The organism is Thalassoglobus polymorphus, from assembly GCF_007744255.1.
Classification (GTDB): Bacteria; Planctomycetota; Planctomycetia; order Planctomycetales; family Planctomycetaceae; genus Thalassoglobus; species Thalassoglobus polymorphus.
On sequence record NZ_CP036267.1, the window covers coordinates 5,335,784 to 5,358,277 of the forward strand.

The 22,494-nt window shown below is 50.5% G+C and carries 16 protein-coding genes; 9 read left to right on the plus strand and 7 right to left on the minus strand.

The window, feature by feature from the left end; translation table 11 throughout:
* Positions 1-213 precede the first annotated feature (213 nt).
* Together Mal48_RS19345 and Mal48_RS19350 are read left to right on the plus strand one after the other, a co-directional pair.
* On the plus strand, positions 214-3,267 hold the full coding sequence (locus Mal48_RS19345; RefSeq protein ID WP_145203538.1) for a PVC-type heme-binding CxxCH protein: 3,054 nt from the start codon (positions 214-216) through the stop codon (positions 3,265-3,267).
* Between the two features lie 15 nt (positions 3,268-3,282).
* Entirely contained in the window at positions 3,283-3,858 is a 576-nt protein-coding gene (locus Mal48_RS19350; protein ID WP_145203541.1) for a class I SAM-dependent methyltransferase, read from the plus strand.
* 276 nt (positions 3,859-4,134) lie between these two features.
* Here Mal48_RS19350 and Mal48_RS19355 read toward each other — a convergent pair whose 3' ends face one another.
* Both Mal48_RS19355 and Mal48_RS19360 read right to left on the minus strand, forming a co-directional pair.
* Positions 4,135-4,617, minus strand: coding sequence for a thioredoxin family protein (locus Mal48_RS19355; RefSeq protein WP_145203544.1), 483 nt, complete (start codon positions 4,615-4,617; stop codon positions 4,135-4,137).
* A 484-nt stretch (positions 4,618-5,101) separates the two neighbouring features.
* Positions 5,102-6,472: a sulfatase-like hydrolase/transferase gene (locus Mal48_RS19360; RefSeq protein ID WP_197441838.1), complete on the minus strand. Its 1,371-nt coding sequence runs from the start codon at positions 6,470-6,472 to the stop codon at positions 5,102-5,104.
* Between the two features lie 778 nt (positions 6,473-7,250).
* Here Mal48_RS19360 and Mal48_RS19365 point away from each other — a divergent pair.
* Positions 7,251-8,696, plus strand: a complete 1,446-nt coding sequence (locus Mal48_RS19365) for a hypothetical protein (RefSeq protein ID WP_145203547.1) — start codon at positions 7,251-7,253, stop codon at positions 8,694-8,696.
* 70 nt (positions 8,697-8,766) lie between these two features.
* Here Mal48_RS19365 and scpB read toward each other — a convergent pair whose 3' ends face one another.
* The gene (scpB, locus tag Mal48_RS19370; protein WP_197441839.1) at positions 8,767-9,549 is read right to left on the minus strand and encodes an SMC-Scp complex subunit ScpB; all 783 of its coding nucleotides are present in this window, start codon (positions 9,547-9,549) and stop codon (positions 8,767-8,769) included.
* An 84-nt stretch (positions 9,550-9,633) separates the two neighbouring features.
* The gene (locus Mal48_RS19375) at positions 9,634-10,851 is read right to left on the minus strand and encodes an SGNH/GDSL hydrolase family protein (protein ID WP_145203553.1); all 1,218 of its coding nucleotides are present in this window, start codon (positions 10,849-10,851) and stop codon (positions 9,634-9,636) included.
* A 545-nt stretch (positions 10,852-11,396) separates the two neighbouring features.
* Here Mal48_RS19375 and Mal48_RS19380 point away from each other — a divergent pair.
* Positions 11,397-12,236 carry a hypothetical protein gene (locus Mal48_RS19380; protein WP_145203554.1) on the plus strand — a complete coding sequence of 280 codons (840 nt, stop codon included), beginning with the start codon at positions 11,397-11,399 and terminating at the stop codon, positions 12,234-12,236.
* Between the two features lie 62 nt (positions 12,237-12,298).
* Here the strand turns inward: Mal48_RS19380 and Mal48_RS23645 are convergent, their stop codons facing one another.
* Together Mal48_RS23645 and Mal48_RS23650 are read right to left on the minus strand one after the other, a co-directional pair.
* Positions 12,299-12,511, minus strand: a complete 213-nt coding sequence (locus Mal48_RS23645; RefSeq protein WP_315850659.1) for a cupin domain-containing protein — start codon at positions 12,509-12,511, stop codon at positions 12,299-12,301.
* Positions 12,426-12,617, minus strand: a complete 192-nt coding sequence (locus tag Mal48_RS23650) for a cupin domain-containing protein (protein WP_231740040.1) — start codon at positions 12,615-12,617, stop codon at positions 12,426-12,428. The genes Mal48_RS23645 and Mal48_RS23650 overlap by 86 nt, the downstream gene beginning before the upstream one ends.
* A gap of 443 nt (positions 12,618-13,060) precedes the next feature.
* On the opposite strand from Mal48_RS23650, the gene Mal48_RS19390 reads away from it, so the two are divergent.
* The 5 genes from Mal48_RS19390 (at position 13,061) to Mal48_RS19410 (ending at position 21,215) form a co-directional block, all read left to right on the plus strand.
* Positions 13,061-14,656 carry an MFS transporter gene (locus tag Mal48_RS19390; RefSeq protein WP_145203557.1) on the plus strand — a complete coding sequence of 532 codons (1,596 nt, stop codon included), beginning with the start codon at positions 13,061-13,063 and terminating at the stop codon, positions 14,654-14,656.
* A gap of 338 nt (positions 14,657-14,994) precedes the next feature.
* A complete protein-coding gene (locus Mal48_RS19395; RefSeq protein WP_145203561.1) occupies positions 14,995-16,194 on the plus strand; it encodes a M20/M25/M40 family metallo-hydrolase in 1,200 nt (399 codons plus the stop codon).
* 152 nt (positions 16,195-16,346) lie between these two features.
* Entirely contained in the window at positions 16,347-17,204 is an 858-nt protein-coding gene (folP, locus tag Mal48_RS19400) for a dihydropteroate synthase (RefSeq protein WP_231739729.1), read from the plus strand.
* Positions 17,205-17,413: 209 nt separating this feature from the next.
* Entirely contained in the window at positions 17,414-20,737 is a 3,324-nt protein-coding gene (locus tag Mal48_RS19405; RefSeq protein ID WP_145203564.1) for a PVC-type heme-binding CxxCH protein, read from the plus strand.
* Positions 20,738-20,825: 88 nt separating this feature from the next.
* Positions 20,826-21,215, plus strand: a complete 390-nt coding sequence (locus Mal48_RS19410) for a hypothetical protein (protein WP_145203567.1) — start codon at positions 20,826-20,828, stop codon at positions 21,213-21,215.
* A 36-nt stretch (positions 21,216-21,251) separates the two neighbouring features.
* Here the strand turns inward: Mal48_RS19410 and Mal48_RS19415 are convergent, their stop codons facing one another.
* On the minus strand, positions 21,252-22,253 hold the full coding sequence (locus Mal48_RS19415) for a Gfo/Idh/MocA family protein (protein WP_145203570.1): 1,002 nt from the start codon (positions 22,251-22,253) through the stop codon (positions 21,252-21,254).
* Between the last annotated feature and the right edge of the window lie 241 nt (positions 22,254-22,494).

Consider the following 22,494-nt stretch of genomic DNA (forward strand, 5'->3'; position numbering starts at 1 on the left):
CGAATTGACGACCACCATAGAGCGAATGCCGGCAATTGAGACAGTTTGGATTAGGTCGCTGTTTTCAGGACGCTTCTTTCTTTACACTGAATCTCCCTCCAAAGTCCCGATTTGAATTCCTATTTAATCCGCGAGCTTCTCAGTTACGGAGAAGTCAACCTCAGGTTTTCAAATCAATGCCAGAACTCACTCCACGATTCAGACGAGGCAACAATGTTGTTGAATGTTCGCGTGTCACTTCTTTTGGTATCGCTCATTGCGATCTCGACCTCCAACGCCTTGGGGCAAGAGACCCAAAACGCCGAATTCGGTCCTTTCTCAGCTGAGGAAGCTGCCAAAAAATTTGTTTTACACGATGATTGTAAAATCGAACTGGTTGCAGCTGAACCGGATGTGATTGATCCGGTCCATATCGCATTCAATACCGATGGCAAACTCTGGGTGGTCGAAATGACAGACTACCCCAACGGCCCCGGTGACGGACAACCCGGCCTCTCTCGCATCCGAGTCCTCAGCGATGACGACGGAGATGGTCGCTTCAACAATCCGGTGACCTTTGCCGAGAAGCTGCTGTTCGCAAACGGTTTGATGTTCTGGAAAGACGGAGTCATCGTCACAACAGATGGCAAAATCCAGTTCATGCGAGACACCGACGGGGACGGCAAGGCTGACGAGACTCAAGTCTGGTTCGAGGGATTCGCGACCGAAAATCCACAACTGCGACACAATCACCCACAACTCGCCATGGATTGCAAAATTTATATTGCGAACGGCTTACGTGGCGGGAACATCGTCCCTGGTCCCGACAACCCTTGGGGACTTGATCCCAAAGCGAAACCGCTTTCGATCTCAGGTCGCGACTTTCGCTTCGATCCCCTCACCGGGAAGTACGAAGCGATCGCCGGGATGGCTCAATTTGGAATGGCTTTCGATGCTCACGGGAATCGCTTCGTCTGCACGAATAGAAACCCCGGCCGACAAATCGTTCTTGAAGATGAACAACTGAAATTGACTCCGGGATTGCGAATCCCGCGTTTCTATGAAGATGTCGCTGCAGCAGGAGAAAATTCGAAGCTCTATCCACTCTCCAGAACCTGGACCACTTCGAACTTACACGCCAATCAGTTTACAGCTGCGTGCGGCGTCTTGATTTACAACGATTCGTCACTTGGACAAAACTTCTTTGGAAACATTTTCACTTGTGACCCTACTGCAAATCTTGTCCACCGAGAAATCGCAGTCTCTATCGGGCCGACATCACGTTCGCATTCTGAAAAGGAAGGCGATGAATTCTTAGCGACAAAAGATGAATGGTTTCGTCCGGTCAATCTTGCACACGGTCCAGACAAAGCTCTTTACGTTGTTGATATGTATCGTGCAGTCATCGAGCATCCACAGTTCATGCCCGTTGAGCTGAAGGATCGTCCCGATTTGACATTAGGTTTAGACAAAGGTCGAATCTGGCGAGTTGTCCGCTCTCAGCCGCCAGCAGATTCTGATCACAAACTCGAACAGGTCGACGCAAGCTCTCCAGAACTGTTAATTCAAGCGCTCTCATCGGATTCCGTCTGGAAACAGAACCATGCACAACGGCTACTCATCGAAAGTGACTCGAAAGAGGTCGTGCCGCAACTACGAAGCCGAATCAATGCTCCGCAAACGTCAGACGAAAAATACCTGTTACCATTGATCGCCACCTTAGACAAGTTAACCCTGGCTGACCTCAAAGCAGCCATGAGCAATGCAAACGACATCTACTTCCTGAAGTCGTTCTTCGAACTCGGCCAACGTCATTTTGGAGAAACTCCGGAATGGAAGGATCTCGTCAACTCCTCCTTCCATAAAACTGACTCCGGAATCCCAGTCAGTTCCTTCATTTTTGAAATGCTCGGACAAGTCCCCTGGAAAACATTGTCCGAAGCTGATCAGAAAATCGTACTCGACCAAATCCTCGAGCGAATTGTTCCGGGGTCCCAGAAAGATTCCGAGCAATACGACCCTTATTGGTTGTCTGTCTACTTAAGGTTGGCTGCCAGAAGCGAATCGCTTGACGTTTCCACACAGCTCATCGCTGCCTTCGAGCAATTCGAACCGAAGAACGAGGCTGAAAAACAGGCTCTGCGATTACAGACTTACGCAGCCATTCGTGACCTTGCGGAACTGGTCGCCAAACAAAACCAGAAAGACCAGGCCCGCACACTTCTGACAACGATCGTCGGAAATGAAGACAACTCTTTCGCGACTCGAATGAGTGTTCTCTCTGGTCTCGCTCAAGGTTTCCCGGGCGGACGCACAGCTTTAAACGCACTGATTGCAAAACTCCCTGAAGAAGCAAAAGCGAACATCGCTGCCACCATCACCGAAGCGACGAGGGTCTTGAAAACCAAAGATTCCATCGCAGAAGAACTACCAATCCTCTTCGACTTATTGAGTCTCGCTGACGACGATGCATCACTTCAACAACTGATCACCGCGACCGGTTCCGGCGATGCAACGCGCGCTTCACTGGCACTCTCAGCACTTTTGAAACGACCTGCAGCTCAGGTCAACCCTGCTTTGGTTGAACTGCTCCCCAAACGACGGGGAAGCGTCCGACGAAGCATTCTGCAAGCAATGGCCAGAAGCACAAGTCGAGCTCCGGCGTTGCTGGATGAAATTGAATCTGGACGTGTCCCGGCGTTGGAGATTGACGCGACTGTTGAGAAAACGCTCTATCGACTCTCCGACAAAGAGCTTGTTGCTCGCGCCAAGAAACTTCTGAAACGCGAACCACCCGCTGATCGCGTGAAGGTCCTCGAGGAGTATCAAGTCAGCTTGACGATGGACTCCGACCCGCTTCGCGGCAAGGTGACCTTCGAGAAAAACTGTGCGACCTGCCATAAAGTGGGCGATGTCGGAGTCAATGTCGCTCCGGACATCTCCGATTCGCGAACCAAGACTCCCGATTTTTACTTGATGAACATTCTCGATCCGAACCGGGCTATCGATGCCAACTACTTCAGTTTCAACATTCTCGATACCGATGGCAAAGTCCATTCCGGGATTGTCGCTTCGGAAACTTCGACGTCCGTGACTTTGAAGCAACCTGAGGGCAAGCTGGTCACGATTGACCGCGAAAACATCGAAGAGTTCAAGAACACTGGCGTCTCGTTGATGCCTGTCGGTCTGGAACGAAAAATGAGCAAGCAGGAAGTTGCAGACGTGATCTCCTTCATTAAAAACTGGAGATATCTCGACGGTCAGATTCCTAAGGAAGTCATCAAGTAAGGTCAGTGCGCAGAGATGGTTCAGCTCACGCAGATCGCTCACGAATTGATTCGTGATTTTATCAAGACCGGTGATCTCGTCATCGACGCAACCTGTGGAAACGGGCACGACACATTCTTCCTCTCCGAATTAGTCGGTGAGTCTGGAATGGTATTGGCCTGCGACCTTCAGCAGTTAGCAATCGATGCGACAAAAGATCGATGTCGCGAGCGTAAGAATATTGATTACCACTTGGGTGATCATGCCGAAGTGCTACAATCGCTTCTGGAAAAGAACCAGTCGAGCGTGAGCGCCATCCTGTTCAATCTGGGATACTTGCCTGGCGGAGACAAGTCCCTCACAACTCAAGGCCCAGCGACAGTCAGTGCAATTCAACTCGGTTTGCGACTGTTGAAGAGGGGCGGTGTCCTCTCCGTCCTCGCATATGTCGGACATCCCGGGGGAATCGACGAAGCAAATGCCGTTGAATCGTTTCTAACCAAGAGCATCGACTCGGCAGAACTACACAAGATTCACTGGCCTGACGAGTCGCGACCAGCAACGTCTCCGCGACTCTACGTTGTCTGTAAGGGTTCTTTGAACGAAAGTTGAGACTGACACCGGTGACCAGATGTGACCATTTGAGTTCAAACCCATGACTGGGGTTTGTGTTTTGCCTCGTGACGAGCAGTCGATGAAGCCATCAAGGTGACCATTATGGCACGGCATGGCTCCATCAGTTCTCTCTTGGCTGAAAACATCCATCTGGAAAACCGCAATCCGCCGGGTCTGGAGTCCCGGCGCAAGGAGGTCGAACAGTGCTTCCGGCACAAGCTGCTCAGGCAGCACTTGTCATCGATCGACAATTGAGCAGCTTACAATGTCCAATTACTGAGCTGTTGAAGATGCTCGCTGAATCACTTGATGCTTCACTCGAGCGGCTTCAAGTTGTTTGTGAAATGGCGAAGCAGTGTGAAATCCATCAATTCGCCCAAGTAAATCCGCATTCGGACTCAGGACGATTGTGCAAGGCAAGCCACTGACTTTCAAAATCTGTGCGACCTTCTTCTCTTTGTCGACGTCAATATGCACAGGCACAAACGATTGGTTCACGTATGTCGACAGCTCTTTTGAGTTGAGCGTTTCCCGTTCCAGCTTTTTGCAATAGTGACACCAATCTGCACCGAAGACGAGTAGCATCGGTTTGTTTTGAGCCGTTGCGACTTTGTGAGCAGCTTGCAAATCAGACTGCCAGTTTAATTCTGGCTCAGCTTGTTTCGAAAAACTGAACGGTGGAGCCGCTTGGGAATTTGTAGACAACGTAAAGATCGACAGAGTAACGAGAGCAGTCAGGCACAAGGCACGTTTCATTTCAAAGCATCCTCTTCATGTGGAACTTATTCTCGACTTGAGCGTCAAGTGGCTTTTTGCCGGTTGAAAGATGTATCGGACACTGACGAGCTTCTGGAGTGTGAGGTGTCCCACGAAGTCTGTGATTTTGTTGAACTCAAATCGATGACGCGTTACCAGATAAAGAGAGCCGCGAGTCAAACGAATAGGGCAGCCACATATTGATTCGCGGTGGCTGCTGACAGGAGAGCGTTCCCATCAGTGTCGTCTGCATCGAAAAAGACCCTGCAGCTGAGCGTTCAAGCAAAACCATCACACTGAATTGCTTTTAAGCCCACCTGGCTCATCACCTGATACACAGAAGCTATCGGCAGATTTCGTAACAAAGCTTGACAGTAATAACGATATTCCCAATTACGATCATCGCATCAAAAAAGCCGGACGCTTACAAGAAAGCGTCCGGCTGATGAAACAGGAATTCAAAGAGTAAGACTGAAAGTCTGAGTTATTGTATTTTGATATACCGCCGAAATTCTGGTCGGTCTTTCCAGCCCTCTAAATACGGCTCGTATTCCTTGAGAGTCATCCAGGTACTCGGACCGGGATCTGCCGGGATCACTTTGCCTTCGGGGTAATCGTCGCCCTCAATGCTCTTTTCGATTGACTCGTTCCACGCCTGCATGGCTGCGATCATACGTTGTGCGATCTCTGGCTGGCTTTCGAGGAGATCCATCTTTTCCTGTTGATCCGATTTCAGATTGTAGAGTTCATATTTGCCACTCCCGAGCTTTTGAGTGATCAGCTTGTAATCGTTATCAATGAGAGCCACCCGGTTTGTGTGTCGAAAGCCCATTGGCTCTGGTCGCTGAGCGATTTCTTTCTGAAAGAGTGGGGTGATGCTCATTCCGTCTCGCACTGAGAGCATACTCGACTCCGGAAGTTCAGCAATTTCCACCAATGTGGGGAAAATATCCATCGTACAGGCAGGGAACTGAGTCACACGTGGAGTCTGAATGACCGCGGGCCATTCAATAATGGCAGGCACACGCAAACCTCCTTCATAGACTGAATTCTTGAAGCCACGCAAATTCCCGACCGTTCCCGGAGTGATTCTTGGAAGCCCTCCGTTGTCGCTGTTGAACATTAAGAAGGTGTTCTCTGCAATATCCATTTCCTGTAATGCGGACCGTAACGTACCGATGCTCCGATCCATTGCCACTAATTCGCCATAATGGCTGAGCGAAGGGTCTTTGAGTTTTGGAAACGGTGCTTTGTCATCTTCGTCCGCCATAAAAGGGCTATGTGGTGTGCCATACCAGATCACTGAGAACGACGGTTTGCCAGCCTCAACGTTTTTCTGAATAAACTTGACCGCTTCATCAACAATGATCTCTGAAGAATCTCCCTGGAACTCTTCAAATTTTCCCATGCGGCTTAAAATAGGATCACGATCAAAGAAATTTGTCACTGACAACCATGTGTCAAATCCGAACGCTCCTGGGCTGCGAATATCGTCCTTGAGGATCGGAGCCCCCGGGCCACGCATCCCGTTAAGATGCCACTTCCCGAAGTGTGCGGTGGCATAGCCAGCTTTTTTCAGTGCCTGTGCAACGGTCTTCTCCTGCGGTCGTAACGGAACTCCATGGTTGAGGACTCCCGTGCGGTCATTCGTCCGCCCTGTGAGTACAGTCGCACGCGTTGGTGAACAGTTTGGAGCTCCGGCGTAGAAGCGATCAAATCGTAATCCATTTGCTGCCATCGCGTTGAGATTCGGCGTTTTCAAGATGGGGTGATTCGCATATTCCGTTTGCCCCCACCCCATATCATCTGCCATCACCAGAATGATGTGATCTGGCGTCGCAGATGAAACCGGCATCGGCAGAAGTAGATGAATAAGGAGGGCGGACAGAACACATTGCAAGCGAATCATCAAGACACCACAAAGTCAGAGAGCATCGAAATTATTTGATCCGTCCAATTTCGTAATTGAACCTCTCCATTGCAAGCGACCTTATGGAATTGTGAACGATCTAGAGCAGCCTGCTCGACCGTGTGCCCGTGAAGAACGCAACCCTCTAGTGAAAATGCTGTTCACCACGAGGCAGATCCTGCAAACCAATTCGAAAGATGCTCTAAACTGTGCGGATTGGTGAATTCATACTGGTAGCATCAGTTCTAAGCGGTGTTGAGAACCGCTTGAAACATTCCGCAGAGACAAACGCAACCGAGCTGATCTCTGAGGCAATCTCGTCTCAGTAATGATCAATGCCGAGCCAAATTCTCGACGAGTTTTACGCAACCCGAAGCTTCGCGTCGCATCTCGATGATTCTCGAATCCTTGTAAGAATTCTCTCAAGCAACCTTTAACGGCAAGGTCGATCGGTAGCTGAGAAAAGCGTGCCACACACCGAAACATTGTCGATTGTGATGACCTCTCAGGCCGATCAGCTAATGGTACTCAGTAATGACATGGATGGCAGTATGTCTACCCAATGGACGGGAATTCACCTCATGGTTCTGTACGAACCTCAAACGATCGTCCCAGGAATTGACTGATCATGATGACGAACACTTCCCCTCTGAAAATGCCATCCGACAATACAATGAATACAACTGATCGATTCAAATTCAGACACAACGGGCCGGTACGTGCAATGCCTATTCGAATCTCAATTTGTTGCATGACGTGGGTTCTGATCTCAGCACCTGCAATCGCCCAGGATCTCAAAGCTCCGGCAGTTCCTGCCGCGACAGCTCAGCAACTCGACCCGCTGAACGAAATCGTCGATCGTGCTATTACAACCACGAGCAATCGTTTTCTGGACGCAGATGTTCACACTCCGTGGCAAATCATCCATGGTCTGCTTTCACTCCGTGAAAATTATGTGATCAAACAGGGTGGCCAACCGGTCAACGCGATTGATTGGATTTCTAGCGGAGCCAAATTTCGAGGAACTCCCTGGTTCCAAGTGACCAAGCATGGTGGACGCGCTCATCCTTACAATGGAACCCCTTACGAATTTGAAGGGCACGCAAATCAGTTTTTGGCTGTCATAGCTATGTGCAACCTTCCTCTCGACCACGAGTTCGTCGCTGCTGGAGGACAGAAAATCACCATGCAGCAAATGGTTGACCATGCTAAAATGACGGTCAGTTCACACGAAGAGATCACTTGGACACTTTGGTTCCTAACACAATACGTTGATCAGGATGAGCAATGGTTCAACGAAAAGAACGAACCCTGGAGCATGGAACGGCTCGTGCGAATGCAAGTCAAAGCTTCTCCTTACGATGCTCCATGTGGTGGAACTCACGGGATGTTTGCACTCGCTTATGCTCGCAACTCATACCTGAAAAAGCATGGTCAACTTCGCGGTGCCTGGCTCGAAGCGGATCAAAAACTGCAACGCTACCTCTTTGCCACACAACGGATGCAGAATCGTGACGGTTCGTTCGCCACGAACTGGTTCAAGTCTGTCGGCTACAGCAATGATTTCAACGAACGAATCAAATACTCAGGACACATGCTGGAGTGGATCGTTGTCTCGCTTCCAAAAAGCCGACTGAAAGAACAGTGGATTCGAAATGCCGTACAAACGCTCAGCTACGACCTGATTCGAAATGCTCACGAACCAGCAGATTGCGGCCCGCTATATCACGCACTGCATGCACTGGTCCTTTATCGTGAACAGGCAAACCCAAACACTCACCCATTGTCGCAACCTTCTGTCGCTCGAGCTCAGAAACAGCCGGGGAATGTCACAAACCCTGAAAAGCCTTCCGGGGAAGCAGCACCAAGCAAACCCCAACTCGATAAACCAGTTCAAATGGCGACTCAGCCTGAAGAACTGAAAGTGCAAGAAGCGAACACTCCACAAAGAAGAACATCATCAGTCGAACAACAGCCAGTTCCTGTTGAAGTGACAACCCCTGTCAAAGAAGTGGAGCAAAACAAGAAGCGAAGATCTGTTTTGATGCCAATCCTCAAACAGGTCGCTAATGATGAAGTCGTCAGCTCTGTTTCATCAGACGAGGAATTCCTTCTGGAAGTCACTCCCGTTATTCCGGAATCTGACGAAACTGAAACGGACGCTCCATAATCAAGTCGTGGTCAGTCCTGGTCGTCGATTCAGTCTCTCCCGAGGCTGAATCGGAACTCGCTTCACCATCTTATTTGAAATCGAAATCGGTCGCCTGGGGAAGGTCGTCGATGGAACCGAGTCCGAACAAGTCGAGGAAACGCTTTGTTGTCTGGTAAGTTTCCGAGTCTGATTGTTCATTTCGATTTAATACGATGAGTTGCCGACGCAAGAGCTGGCGGAGTAATCCGCCAGCATTTTTTTTGCCGATCGCTTCCACATCTTCACGAGTCGTGGGCTGTTGGTAAGCGATAAAGGCCAAGACTTCCAATGCTTCCTGTCCCAGCTTGACATCTTTCGGACCTTGTCCATAAACACGCCGACGAACGTGTTCATGCTCAGCCTTGAGAACCATCGTATAGCCCCCTTCGACAAGCCGTATTTCATACGGCCGATTTTCTGAGGCATAACGCTGGTTCAGCTCTTCAAGTAACAGATCGACTTGCTCGTGAGTGGTCGTCCCGCCAAGTAGATCGGTCATTTTTTTAGCAGGCAGCGGTTCTCCCCCGACGAACAATAATCCCTCAGCCACCTGCAACTGCGTCACTCGAACTTCTTCCTCCTTCGAGACGTCAGCCTCAACGACCTGCAAGTCGTCTATAGGATCAACATCCTCAGGTGATAAATTCTCGACGGCGAGCGTGTCAGGGAGTTCTTCTTCAGGCTCTGGAAATGCTTCTTGATCCAGCTCAGGAATCAGATGCTCAGCTGTTTCAGCAGTTTCCAAAGCTCGCATGTATGCGGCTTCGATCTCTTCCAAAGACATCTCATCATGGGAGCCGTCTGGTTCAAGTTCTGGATTCGGATCTGTCATATTCGAAGTCATGGGTGAGTAATTTCGCGCTCAACTCTCAAGTCCGGAAATAAACTCATCAGGTCAACTCATCAGTTGAATTCGTCAGCGAACGATTTGCTGTGGGACAGCTTTCTCTCTGGTGAGTGGAAGTGAGTGGCCTTGAGTTTCTGTGTTGAGTGGACTTGATTTCAGCGAAGGAGCCGGCAAGGTTGGAGGGATTTCAGGCTGTAAAATTTCAGGAACGTGATCCACAATCGACTTCGCCAGTGATCGAGCGTAGAGAGAATTCCCAGTGGGGGTCAGGTGTCCATTCTTTTCATAGAAGAACAACGTCCGATCTCCAGTTTGCTCGAACAGCTGAATGGAATTGTGAATCAGAGTTAGCGAATCAATTCCCCGATCCGCGAAGTAGGCATGCAAGTCCCGGTCAAAGGCGAGAGCGTTTCGCGAAGGGGCTCGTCCTGTTTGAGGTTCCAAATCCCAGGCATTGGGAACAATTGAAATCATCAAATCGGCGTTGATGGATTGCGTGAACGACCACATTGAAACAAGCGGCTTGAGCGAGATCGGTTCGTCAGAAGAGACCGGCACGGAAGCATTTGTATTTGACAGCCCGAATAACGGCCCAGCCTTTCCAATGACCCAATCTGCGGTCGCGAACTCTTCACAAAGTGCTGCGAGTTCATGGCTCTCTTTTGCCTGCAGATTCGGGTGAGATGCAAAGGCAGGATTTCCATGCTCATCCAATGTCAACCCACCTCGGACGTCGCGATCGAGTTCGACTTCTTCAGGGCGGAGACAGAGAACCACCAAATCGGGTTGGAGAGCGATAAACCGTTGACGCAAGCGGAGATAGTTTGTCAGCGGGCCACTCCCGGGACAACCAGCATTCACAAACTCAACATGTTTCAAACCGGTTTCAGCGAAAAGTAATTGCAAATGTCCGGTCAACGTTTCTTCTTCGCGGACACCCATGCCGAAGATCCCCGATCCGCCTAAACAGAGTACACGAAAGACTCCGGGAGGCTTAGGAATCGCGATCTTTTCCCCGCGTGTTCCAAACTCATTTGTTCGAAGCAAGGCTTGCTCCGTGAGGCTGACAGGCATTTCGGTTTTCAGAAGCGGGGTCACTTCGAGAAAGGTCGTTGAGCTCGGTTTGACGACTTGGCTGACGAGCGGTTCGGAGTTTCGTGGCGCTTTGTTCACCACGGAATCGAGTCGATTCCAGCGAAACCAGACTTCGACAGCGCATAGAATCAGCCCGAACAGCACAACTGCTGCCAAAAATCGACTGAAAGTCCGCAAGAGGGAGCGGATCATTGCATTGCGCCAGAGTCCATTCTGTGTCGGCAAAATTTCATTAACGAGCCGGATCGTACGTCAATCATGCCAAACGCAACAAGATGAAGTCTGCGGTCTCAACAGAGAATGAGACTCCGGAAACGTCAGTATGGAGAAGATAGTCAAAACAGCTAAGCATCGAGCGTAACCTCAACAGGAAAGAACCGAAATTCAACGCATAATCGGCCTTAAATTCAGGGGCATTTTCCATCCTTTCTGATGGCTGGCTCCTTCATTCGGCAATACTCGCGCGATGAATCGCTTGTTTTGAGGCGTTCTGGAGATTCGAATTGCTCTAGATGGACGCTTCTTCGTACAAGCAAGCTGAATTCAAGATGATCGCGAACCTTTCGTTTTATCAAATCCGTTTCCCAGAGCATTTTTCAGAGCAATTCAAAATCGGCCTATCCGTTCTCCCTCGTGGCGAGCAGCTTATGAAGTCCTGTTGAAGTGGTCTTCACCGGGACGACAAGCATTGAAGATGCTCTATTTCAACGACTTCAGTCATCCGCACAGAAGAGCATATGACTTCCTCCGCAAGGACGTGGAAAAGTTGTTTTCTACTCAGTGTGTGCCTTTGGGTATGCAGTGGGGCGGGATGTACGCTGCTATTTCCGGAATCGAATGTTCAAACAAAATCGAAATCGATCCTGAAGCCGATTGTTTCAGCACGTGAAGCGATTGCCATCGAGGTCTATTTTGTCGATCGCCGAATCGGTGATCCTCTCATTGGAGATACTCTTTGGGAATCTTTGCAGTCGGTCAGCTCGATTGATCAAAAGACCCGTGCGAAACTTGATGAAGACGGATTTCGGGTTGGCCTGAGCGCCTCACGACCTCCGCGTCCTTTGCAAACGCTGATGTCGATGTCCAACGGACAAGATCCAACACGACGCGCTGTTGTTCAGCCGTACATGATCCCCTCGGGGCAGGAAGCATGGCTCGTTTCTCGTGGCATTGATGACGGAACGGAAATCGTCAGACGTCCTCTCAATGGAGAGCCGCAAACAGTAACCATCAGCCAGGGGCAGGCGCTCTTCAAAGTCCAGGCATCAAGCGAAGAAGATGGCTGGGCCAAGCTGGTCATCATCCCGGAAATTCAGCATGGCCAAAGCTCTCTCAAGCCGACCGCGACCGCATCCCAATGGACGCTTCGCGATCGCAAGCAGGCAATCACACTCTTTGAAGACCGCCTCTCCGCAGAATTGAACGTGGGCGAGTTTCTCGTCATCGGAATGACCAAAGATGGCGAAGGAAAACTTGCCAGTCATTTCTTCCAAAGCGATCAGACCAATGGATTACAACGGCTCATGATGATCCGCGTTGTCGACATTCGCACGATCGAACCAGAACTTGCCGACTGAATTCTTCGTACAGCCCCAAGCCACGCTGTCCTGGTCGTTGAATCAGAAGTTCCGCCGGATTGTTATCGATAAAAGACCGCCAGCCAAACAGTCTTCTCATTGGGGTCGGTTGCTTCGACGCGATGTTTTCTGTGGGCCGGTATGTTGATGAAGTCTCCTGGCTTGAGTTCGACGACCTCTTCAGAATCGTCAAACCGTAACGCTCCTGATCCAGAGAGGATCACGACCCACTTCATGCTCCGGTTGGTCGTACCAGAACCCCGGCGGTGACGCATGACCGTCTGAAACAATCCGCTCAATGCGGACGGTCTCGGTTTCTAACAATGTTTCAATCACCTCGTCCGGCAAAGCTTCAGAGACGTTTTGAAAGAGGTTCTTCATGATCTTCAGCTTTCAAGAGAAGCGAGAATTCAACCTGAACATTCTCGACATAAAACGCCATGACATTCAAAAATTCGCGAGTGCAGAGCTGGTTGAATATATACCAACTCGAGGCGAAAGTTGTTCTGCTGCGTGGAAAACATCATCCGGTACCGATACGATGCACGCCCAATTCAAACTTGTGGTAAGTTGGCAAAAACAATAATGATGCGTCACCGCGTGAAGCTTGGAGACTCATCCAACGACGACGCCCGCCCTAAATAAAGATTGGTCCGTCCCTGAAAGACCACCAACTCGATGAACGTGTTGCAGCCCAACGGCAGAGCGAGAGCTTGCAGTACAACATCGACTCAATGTGTCCGAGGTGGATCAAACTGCCTTAAGATGCAAGTAAAAATAAACAATAACGTTGTCATCAAAATACAAACTGCTGGAGAAGACACATGACAGAGACGACTTCGGAATCCGCTTTCCCGAACGCACAACGATTGTTGTGGGCGGGTTTTATGGCAATTCTTGCTGCGGGAGTCGGTTTTTCGCTGCGTGGTGGAGTCTTGGGCCTGTGGGCTGTGGAATTCGGCTTCACAATGACGGAATTGGGAGCAATTACCGGAGGCGGGCTAACCGGATTCGGAATTGTCATCATCCTAAGCTCTCTCATCGCAGACAAAGTCGGCTATGGCCGACTCATGATGTTGGCTTTCATATTACACGCAGTCTCTGCATTGATCACATTGGCTGCTCCGGCAGCCTTTGAAGCGGGTGGGAAAGCAGGAGCTTACAACTGTCTATTCTGGGGAATGTTCATCTTCGCGGTCGCAAACGGACTCGCTGAAGCTGTGGTCAATCCATTAACAGCGACGCTATTTCCGAAGAATAAAACACACTATCTCAATATTCTTCACGCTGGCTGGCCTGCCGGTCTGGTGATCGGGGGACTTGCCTCAGCCTTCATGGCAGCACAGAAAAATGAAGCCGGTGATGTCATTCAACAAGCTGTTGACTGGAAAATTCAGATGTCTCTGTTTCTGATCCCTGTGATCATTTACGGAGGGATGCTCTTTGGACAAAAGTTCCCGCAGTCAGAAGCAGCCTCAGCCGGGACCACTCTGGGCGAAATGATCGGAACAGTCTTCGCACCACTGATGTTGTTCCTGCTGGTCATCCACGCAATGGTCGGTTATGTCGAGCTTGGCACAGATTCCTGGATCGCCAAAATCACGGGATCGATCATGGAAAGTGGGGCCAAAGGAATGGCTCTGTTTGTCTACACATCAACATTGATGTTCGCTCTGCGATTTGTTGCCGGACCGATTGTCCATCGAATTTCACCTTTGGGGCTTTTATTCGTCAGCTCAATTCTTGGCTTTATTGGCTTGACCCTTCTCAGTTCCGCTCAAGGGGCAGTCATCTGCGTTGTCGCTGCGACTGTGTACGCCTGTGGAAAAACATTCCTGTGGCCCACAATGCTGGCCGTGGCATCAGAGCGTTTTCCTAAAGGGGGGGCTGTTGCGATTGGAATGCTGGGAGGTGTCGGGATGCTTTCAGCCGGTCTTCTCGGAGGACCAGCGATTGGATTCAAACAGGATTACTACGCCTCTCAAGAACTTGAAGCCAAAGACGCTCAAACTTTCAAGCGGTATCAGGCCGATAATGAAAGTCGATTCATGAACTTCAAAACTGTTGGGCTCGACGGCGCAAAAGTTGGCGTGCTTTCTGACAACGGTAAAGAACTTGCTCGCGTGAACACCTTGCTGGAAGAGGAAGGCAAGACCGACGAAAACCAGACAATGCTCACGAATTGGTGGAAGAGTGCTTCAACTCATGCCGAAGCGGACAAACCGCTTGTCGAAAGTGCTGGCCTGTATGGTGGTCGAATGGCATTGAAGCTGACCTCATACGTCCCACTCGTTATGGCCGCTTGCTATCTGGCCCTGATTATCGGCTTCAAAGCGACTGGTGGTTACAAAGCTGTTCATCTCGATGAGCAACCTGAACTCCCGAATGAACCCGAAGCACTCGGAACCGGCGAGTCATAAGCAAACGAGTTTTCTGGATCACGAACGACTCGGCGCAGCTTTCCGCGACGAGTCGTTTTCATTGAGTGGTGTGCATAAAATCGGCAAGAACACGTAAACTTGGTTTCTCAGCCTCAGAGAAGCACATTCAATTCAGCGATTCCACAAGGGACTCAAGACTCTCTTCCTCAAGCGCAACCAGAATAAAGGACCGCGATATCACTTGATGACAACGGTCCTTCAATTCTTGTTGACGTTTCAATTTCGCTCTTGCAAGTTCTGAACATTGATCCTCACGACTGTGAATCGATACGATTTCTGAACTTCTGTTAACGTTTTTTACGCACAGGCAAACGGATATGTCCGAAGCAAATATTTCTCAGCTTTCGAGTCTCGTTGATGAAAGCGCAGTTGACCTTGTCACTCAGATGATGTCGATTCCCGGAAAAAGTGGCGATGAAAGAGCTGTCGCGAACTTCATCGTCGAGCAATTGAAGTCGTATGGAATTCAGGACTCACAGATTTCGTATGACTCTGCGAACACCAAAAGCCATATCGGCGGCGAAATTGGAAACCTGATCGTCGATCTTCCTGGGCAATCTGATCAACCTCGCCGATTGTTGATGGCACACATTGACACGGTCCCATTGTGCGTCGGTTGCGAACCGGTGCGGGACGGAAACATTATTACGTCCTCAGACCCCAAAACAGCATTGGGTGGGGATGATCGAGCAGGAGCCACGGTTGTCCTGAATACGATTCGCCTGATTCAAGAGCACAACTTACCACACCCTCCGCTAACGTTACTGTTTGCAGTGCAAGAAGAGATCGGCCTCGTCGGAGCAAAGAATGTTGACACCGAGAAGTTGAAAGAGCCAGCACAGTGTTACAACTGGGATGGTGGCTTAGCAAACCTCGCTGTCATCGGTGCCACCGGAGATGATCACATCGAAATCGACATCACCGGAATTGCCAGCCACGCAGGCGCCGCCCCAGAACAGGGTGTGAGCGCCGCTGCCATTGCTGCGATGGCGATCAACTCACTCGTGAATGATGGTTGGCATGGTCTCATTCAGAAGGGCAAGCAGTCCGGGACGAGCAACATCGGGGTCATTCAAGGAGGAGATGCGACCAACGTCGTGATGGACCAATTGCACATCAAAGCGGAAGCACGCAGCCACAACCCAACTTTCCGGGCCAAAATCGTCGGTGCGATTGATAAAGCATTTCAGCGGGCAACCAAAGAATTGCAGAACTCTTCCGGAAAGACTGGAAGCGTTTCAGTTTCGACTCGGCACAAATACGAATCGTTCCGACTGGACGTGAACGAGCCTGTTGTTCAAACAGCGATCAAAACGATGGAGGCCCTTGGACTGGAGCCGACCACCCGAATCAGTAACGGTGGGTTGGACGCAAACTGGATGAATGCTCACGGCTTACCGACAGTCACGATGGGTTGTGGTCAGCACGGAATCCACACAGTCAAGGAAGAACTCCATATCGATCAGTTCCTCAACGCCTGCCGAATCGGATTGTTAATCGGAACCGGGACAATTTAGAGCATCTTCAATACCTGTCGTGCCCGTGAAGTTCATTTTCATGACTTCATAGACGGCTCGCCACGAGGCGAGACGTCTCTTTTTTCTCATCAATTCTTTCGCCAGGTTTTACCGAACGAGTCAACCTTCCGGTAATGCAAGGTGTTTACGTCATGCAAGAAAACACTTCACAACTTCGGACCTGGACATTTTCTAATCAGACCTGGACGCTCGGAGAGTTCCCCAAGTTGATGGGGATTGTGAATGTCACTCCGGACAGTTTCTCTGATGGCGGAGAGTGGTTGGCCCCTGCGGACGCCGTCGCACATGCCATGCAGCTGGTCGAAGAGGGTGCCGACATTCTCGATGTTGGAGGAGAATCAACCCGGCCCGGAGCGGAACCAGTTCCGACCGATGAAGAACTGCGGCGAGTCATTCCGGTCATTGAACAATTGGCGTCCCAAACCGATGTCCCGATCTCCATCGACACGATGAAATCCGAAGTTGCCCAAGCTGCATTGCAAGCGGGCGCCAGCATCATCAATGACGTCTCTGCGTTCGAACATGATCCACAAATGACTGAGGTCGCTGCCGGAAGTGCCTGCGGAATCATCTTGATGCATCGTCAGGGGACGCCGCAGACGATGCAAAACAATCCGCATTACGACGATGTCGTTGCGGAAGTTTCCGAGTATCTTTTTCAACGTACGCAAACTCTTTCCCAGCTGGGAATCGCAGCAGAAAGAATCGTCATCGATCCCGGGATTGGATTTGGAAAGACTGCAGAGCATAATCTGTCGTTGCTGACTCATATTGCCGAACTTCGTGCGAATGGGCATTCGGTCTTGATTGGCCATTCCCGCAAGAGGTTTCTATCCAAGATCATCGGCAGGCCCATCGAAGAACGGCTCGCTGGGACGCTAGGAGTCGCGATCGCTCTCGCGCAACAGAACACCGACCTCATCCGGGTCCACGACATCGCAGCTGTGAAAGATGCTCTCCTCGCCTGGAAACGCTTAGCCCAGCCTTGATGCTCGCGGCGAACGAGCTATATACGGTCGTCGTACCAGCAATTTTCACGGGCATGAGCCTCACAAAAGCAGTTCCAGTGCTTTGCTGAGTCAAAAACCGTGTATTTCCCTGATAAAGCACTCTCTTCCGATTCTCGCGAGCGTTAAAATATTCCACCAAGTAGAATTGCCGCGACATTCATAGATCATCCCCACCATAGAGGTGACACTTGCCAGCTCTTCGATTTTTCACGCTCCTCTTGCTGCTCCCGGTTTCGTGGCACATCGCTGCGCTAGCTCAAGACTATTCTCCGGACATCAAAGATGCCTCAAATGAGGGGCAACTTGCGATGGAAGGATTTCAGTACCCTGCTTTCATGGAGGTCAGCTTATGGGCAGCAGAACCGATGTTGGCGAATCCTGTTGCCTTCGGATTTGATGAACAGGGGCGGATGTATGTTTGCGAAACGTTCCGTCAACAAAAAGGAGTCGAAGATAATCGCGGCCACATGAACTGGCTTGAAACGGACCTCTCTTTGACAACCGTCGAAGAGCGTTTGGAGATGTTCAAAAAATATCTTGGCGAAGATGTCGCGAACTACGCGAAAGAGCAGGATCGAATTCGCCTTCTGGAAGATACCGATGACGATGGCAAAGCAGACAAATCGACCATTTTCGCTGACGGATTCAACGACATCCTCGACGGCACAGGTGCCGGAGTTTTGGCGATTGATGGAGATGTTTACTACACCTGTATACCTAAGCTTTACAAGTTCAGAGATACAAACGGCGACGGCAAAGCTGATCATCAGGAAGCTCTTCACCATGGATATGGAGTGCGAGTCGCATTTCGTGGACACGACATGCACGGTCTGATTGTCGGCCCCGATGGGCGTTTGTATTTCAGTATTGGCGATCGTGGCTATAACGTCATCACCAAAGAAGGGACTCATCTCGTTCGCCCTGATACGGGAGCAGTTTTTCGCTGCGAGCTGGATGGCTCAAATCTTGAAGTCTTTGCCTATGGCCTGAGAAATCCACAAGAGCTTGCATTTGACGACTTCGGGAATCTTTTCACTGGGGACAATAATTCTGATTCCGGGGACCAGGCTCGCTGGGTGTATGTCCTCGAAGGTGGTGACACCGGATGGCGGATGTATTTCCAATACCTTTCGGACCGTGGCCCCTGGAACCGCGAACGGATGTGGTATCCGTATCAGGCGGATGAAGAAACGACGGCAGTTCAACCCGCTTATATCGTCCCACCGATTGTGAACATCTCTGATGGACCTTCCGGACTTGTTTGCTATCCCGGAGTTGGTTTGGGGCCTGAATACAAAGGCCGCTTCTTTCTCGCAGATTTCCGTGGCTCTTCAGGAGCCAGTGGAATTCGACATTTCGCCGTCACGCCACATGGAGCGACCTTCAAATTCGTCGACCACGGTTGGTTCATCCAATCGATTCTCGCAACCGATGTCGACTTCGGCTACGACGGACGCATGTATGTCACCGACTGGGTCGATGGCTGGGAGGGTCCGGGGAAGGGGCGCGTCTATACTTTTTCGCACAAGAAAAATCGGGAACCGGAGAACGTTGAACCCTCAGACGTGATCATGAAGTTCAACTTCAACGATATCGAAAACCACGAACTGACACACCTTTGCGAACACCCGGACCGCCGCGTCCGGCAGCGTGCTCAGTTCCAGCTCGTTAAAAACAATGCGATCGATGATCTCGATCAGCTAACAGATTTGAGAGGCGACAACATCGCCCGACTGCATGGAATCTGGGGACTTGGACAACTACTGAGACAGGGGAAAGCAACTCCTGATCGACTAATTGCTTTGATGAACGATCCCGTCAAAGAAGTTCGGGCTCAAGCGATTCAGGTTCTTGCCGATGCCAAGTCGGAAGCAGCTTACAGCGGTTTCCTGAAAGCTGTCAAAAGAGGAAGTGCTCGCGAAAAATACTTCGCAGCCATCGGTCTCGGTAAATTACAAAAAGCGGAATCACAAGCTGCACTCATTGAGATGCTGAATGAAAACAGGGACAACGACCCGGCGTTACGGCATGCGGGTGTCATGGGATTGGTGGGAACGTCCACTGCGGATGATCTGACGAAACTTGCAGACGTCAGTTCCCACGAAAGCGTGCGGCTGGCTGCTGTCGTTGCGTTGAGAAGAATGAAGTCGCCTCAACTGGCGAAATTCTTAAATGATCCAAATGTTCAAGTGGCTGTCGAAGCAGCTCGAGCAATCCATGATCTGGAGATTGAAGCTGCGCTGCCAGCACTCGCTGAACTGAAAGTGACTCCGAAAACTCCAGACGCATTACTACGGCGCGTCATGAACGCCAACTTCAGATTGGGTCTCGCCGAGAATGCCGAAACTGTCGCCAAGCTGGCAGCTGAAACTCGGCTGCCAGAATCGTTGCGGCTCGAAGCAGTCGAAGAACTTCTTAACTGGGATCAGCCGCCGAACCTGGATCGTGTTATCAATATCTATCGTCCACTCCCTCAGCGAGAGCCAGGGCTGGCGAATCAAGCTGTTCGAAACAACCTCGGCGGGATGATGTCCGGCGGCGCAAAGCTCAAGACGCAAGCGATCAAGCTCGCTGCCAAATATGAAGTTCGAGATGTTGCTTCTCACCTGGACGAAATCTTCAAGAACAAGAAGAACGCTGCGGAAATGAGAGTCGAAGCGTTGTCTGCTCTCGACGCTGTTGGGGCAGAAGAGATCAGACAAACACTGGAGACTGCAACCAAGGATCAGTCAGACCAGATTCGCGCCACCGCCAGAGAACTTCTCGCCGTCAGAGCCCCTGAAAAAGTGACTCCAATGCTCGGAGAGGCATTAGAGAAGGGAACCAGAATTGAACGTCAGTCAGCTGTCAAAGTCCTTGCCGACCTGAATTCAGAGGCTGCGGATGAAATCCTCTTGAAGGCAATCGACCAATTGATTGCCGGGAAGGCATCCCCGGATGTTCAGCTGGATTTAATTCAAGTGGCAGAGCGTAAGGAGTCGGATGCCTTCAAAACTCGGCTGGCAACGATTGAGGAAAACCGTGATTCCGGTGACCCACTCTCAGCATATCTGGAATGCCTGGAAGGGGGAGATTACGCTCGTGGAGTTGAGATCTTCTTCGGAAACGCCGCTGCGTCCTGTCGCCGGTGTCACAAAGTCAACGGAAACGGCAGCGATGTCGGACCAGACTTGTCCGCTGTCTCTAAAGAGAACTCTCGCAAATATCTCCTTGAATCGATCGTCGCTCCGAATGCGAAAATCGCCAAAGGATTTGAGACTGTCGTCTTCGCAATGGACGATGGTCGGGTTGTTTCCGGGCTCGTGAAAGGTGAAGACGAAAAATCGTACCGATTGATGAAGCCGATGGGCGAAATCATCATTGTCGAGAAAGATAAAATCGATGCACAGGCGAAAGGGAAGTCAGGAATGCCAGACGACATCGTCAAACAACTTTCCAAGTCCGACATCCGTGACCTCGTCGAGTACCTTTCAACCTTGAAAACTCCCCATCAGCCGAAAGGGCACGAATAAATTGTCCTCTTCAACGAATGAGAAGTGAGTTCGTCTCGCTCTTTTTGATTCACGACTCTGACCAGTTTCGCCCGCGAAGGAAACCACAATGCAATTGATTCGATTCATGGGGATTGTTCCGCTCGGGATCGGGCTGTCACTGATCTTTGGGTTATGGTCGGGAATTCCTCCATTTGGCTTTGCTCCAATCTTTTTCAAGATTTTCGGAACCTTCGTGGCGATTCCTTTTGTGGTGGTGGGTCTGACAACACTCTCAGGGAAGCTGAGTCCTGAGCACCGAATTCGCTCGATGATGGAAAACATGCATCAACTGAATCAACACCCTGACGACGGACCTGCCGCCCCACTCGCTGATGTCACCGCGGGATATCAATGCGACGGCTGTGGCGCAAGCTTAGCCGAAAACGCAGATGTCTCACCGCATGGGGATGTGAAATGCAACCACTGCGGACGCTGGTTCAACATTCACAAAACCTAAAGCAAATCCAATATCAAATTTCTCACCCCGAAGACTTCATGCCTTCGGAGAAGCCGTCGAGGCCTTCTTCGCGGTGTTCAGAATTTCTTCCATCACTTTCATGTTCTGCAAACCATCTTCAGCAGAATCGACGAGTTTCCCTTCTTGAATTCCCAACGCAAAAGCGTCGAGCTGACAGGCATACTGGTCGCGAGAACTTGTTTCGATCGTTTCCATGGGAGCATCATGATCTGCTGAACGCCAAAGTTGAAACGATGGCTTCTCACCCGGTTGAAATGCGGGATCGACGACAATTCGCCCACCGTCTCCAACAAGTTCCATGCGGCAGCGGAACGGCAACTCAAAACTGCAATCAATATTGGCGAGTACTTCGTTCGGGAAAGTCAGTCCGATTCGCATGGTCATATCGACACCGGTTTCCCACCAATGTGCATCGGCAGAAATCGCAGTCGGCTCCGCTTCGGTAAAGAAGCGGCTCGCATTGACTCCGTAACAACCGAGGTCCCACATCGCTCCGCCGCCTCGTTCTGGCCTCAGTCGCCAATCGTTGCGATCGATATTGAACGAAAAGTTCACGGTGATTAGCCGAAGATTTCCAATCGCTCCGTCTTGTAAAACGCTCTTGAGCATCTGTGCTCGAGAGTGTTGTCGCCACATGAAAGCTTCTTGCAGCAATACGTTGTTTTCGCGGCACGCAGCGACCATCTCCTCAGCTTCTCGAAGAGTCGGTGCGAGCGGTTTCTCGCATAGGACATGTTTGCCCGCTTCAGCCGCTGCAATGGTCCACCGGTGGTGCTGATCGCCCGTACTTGGAATATACACCGCGTCAACATCATCCGACTTCAGGAGTTCGTCGTAACTGTTGAAGGCGTGGGGAATCTGAAAGTCGCTCGCAGATTCCTGAGCCACTCCCTCTCGCTGACTGGCAATGGCGAAGAGACTCACCAGTTCACTTTGCGAGGATGCAGGCAGAACGCGACGGGTCACAATTCGGCCGCAGCCAAGAATTCCGAGTCGGAGACGTTTTTTATCAGTCATGACTTTGTCAATCTGCGGAGTACAGGAAGGATTTTCGGGTTACGAAAAGACTGAGAACCATACCGGCTGGCGCGGTTATTCAGCTGATTTAAGTCGTTTGAGAGTCATACATTCGGAAAACGTGGGTGTTTCGTTGGAACGTTCCCGAAATGACTCATTGTCACGATCCGAGTTTGCCGAATCTGAGAGTGAGTCATGTTGTCTTATTCGAGAACGTGATTTTCAAACTGGACCAAAAACT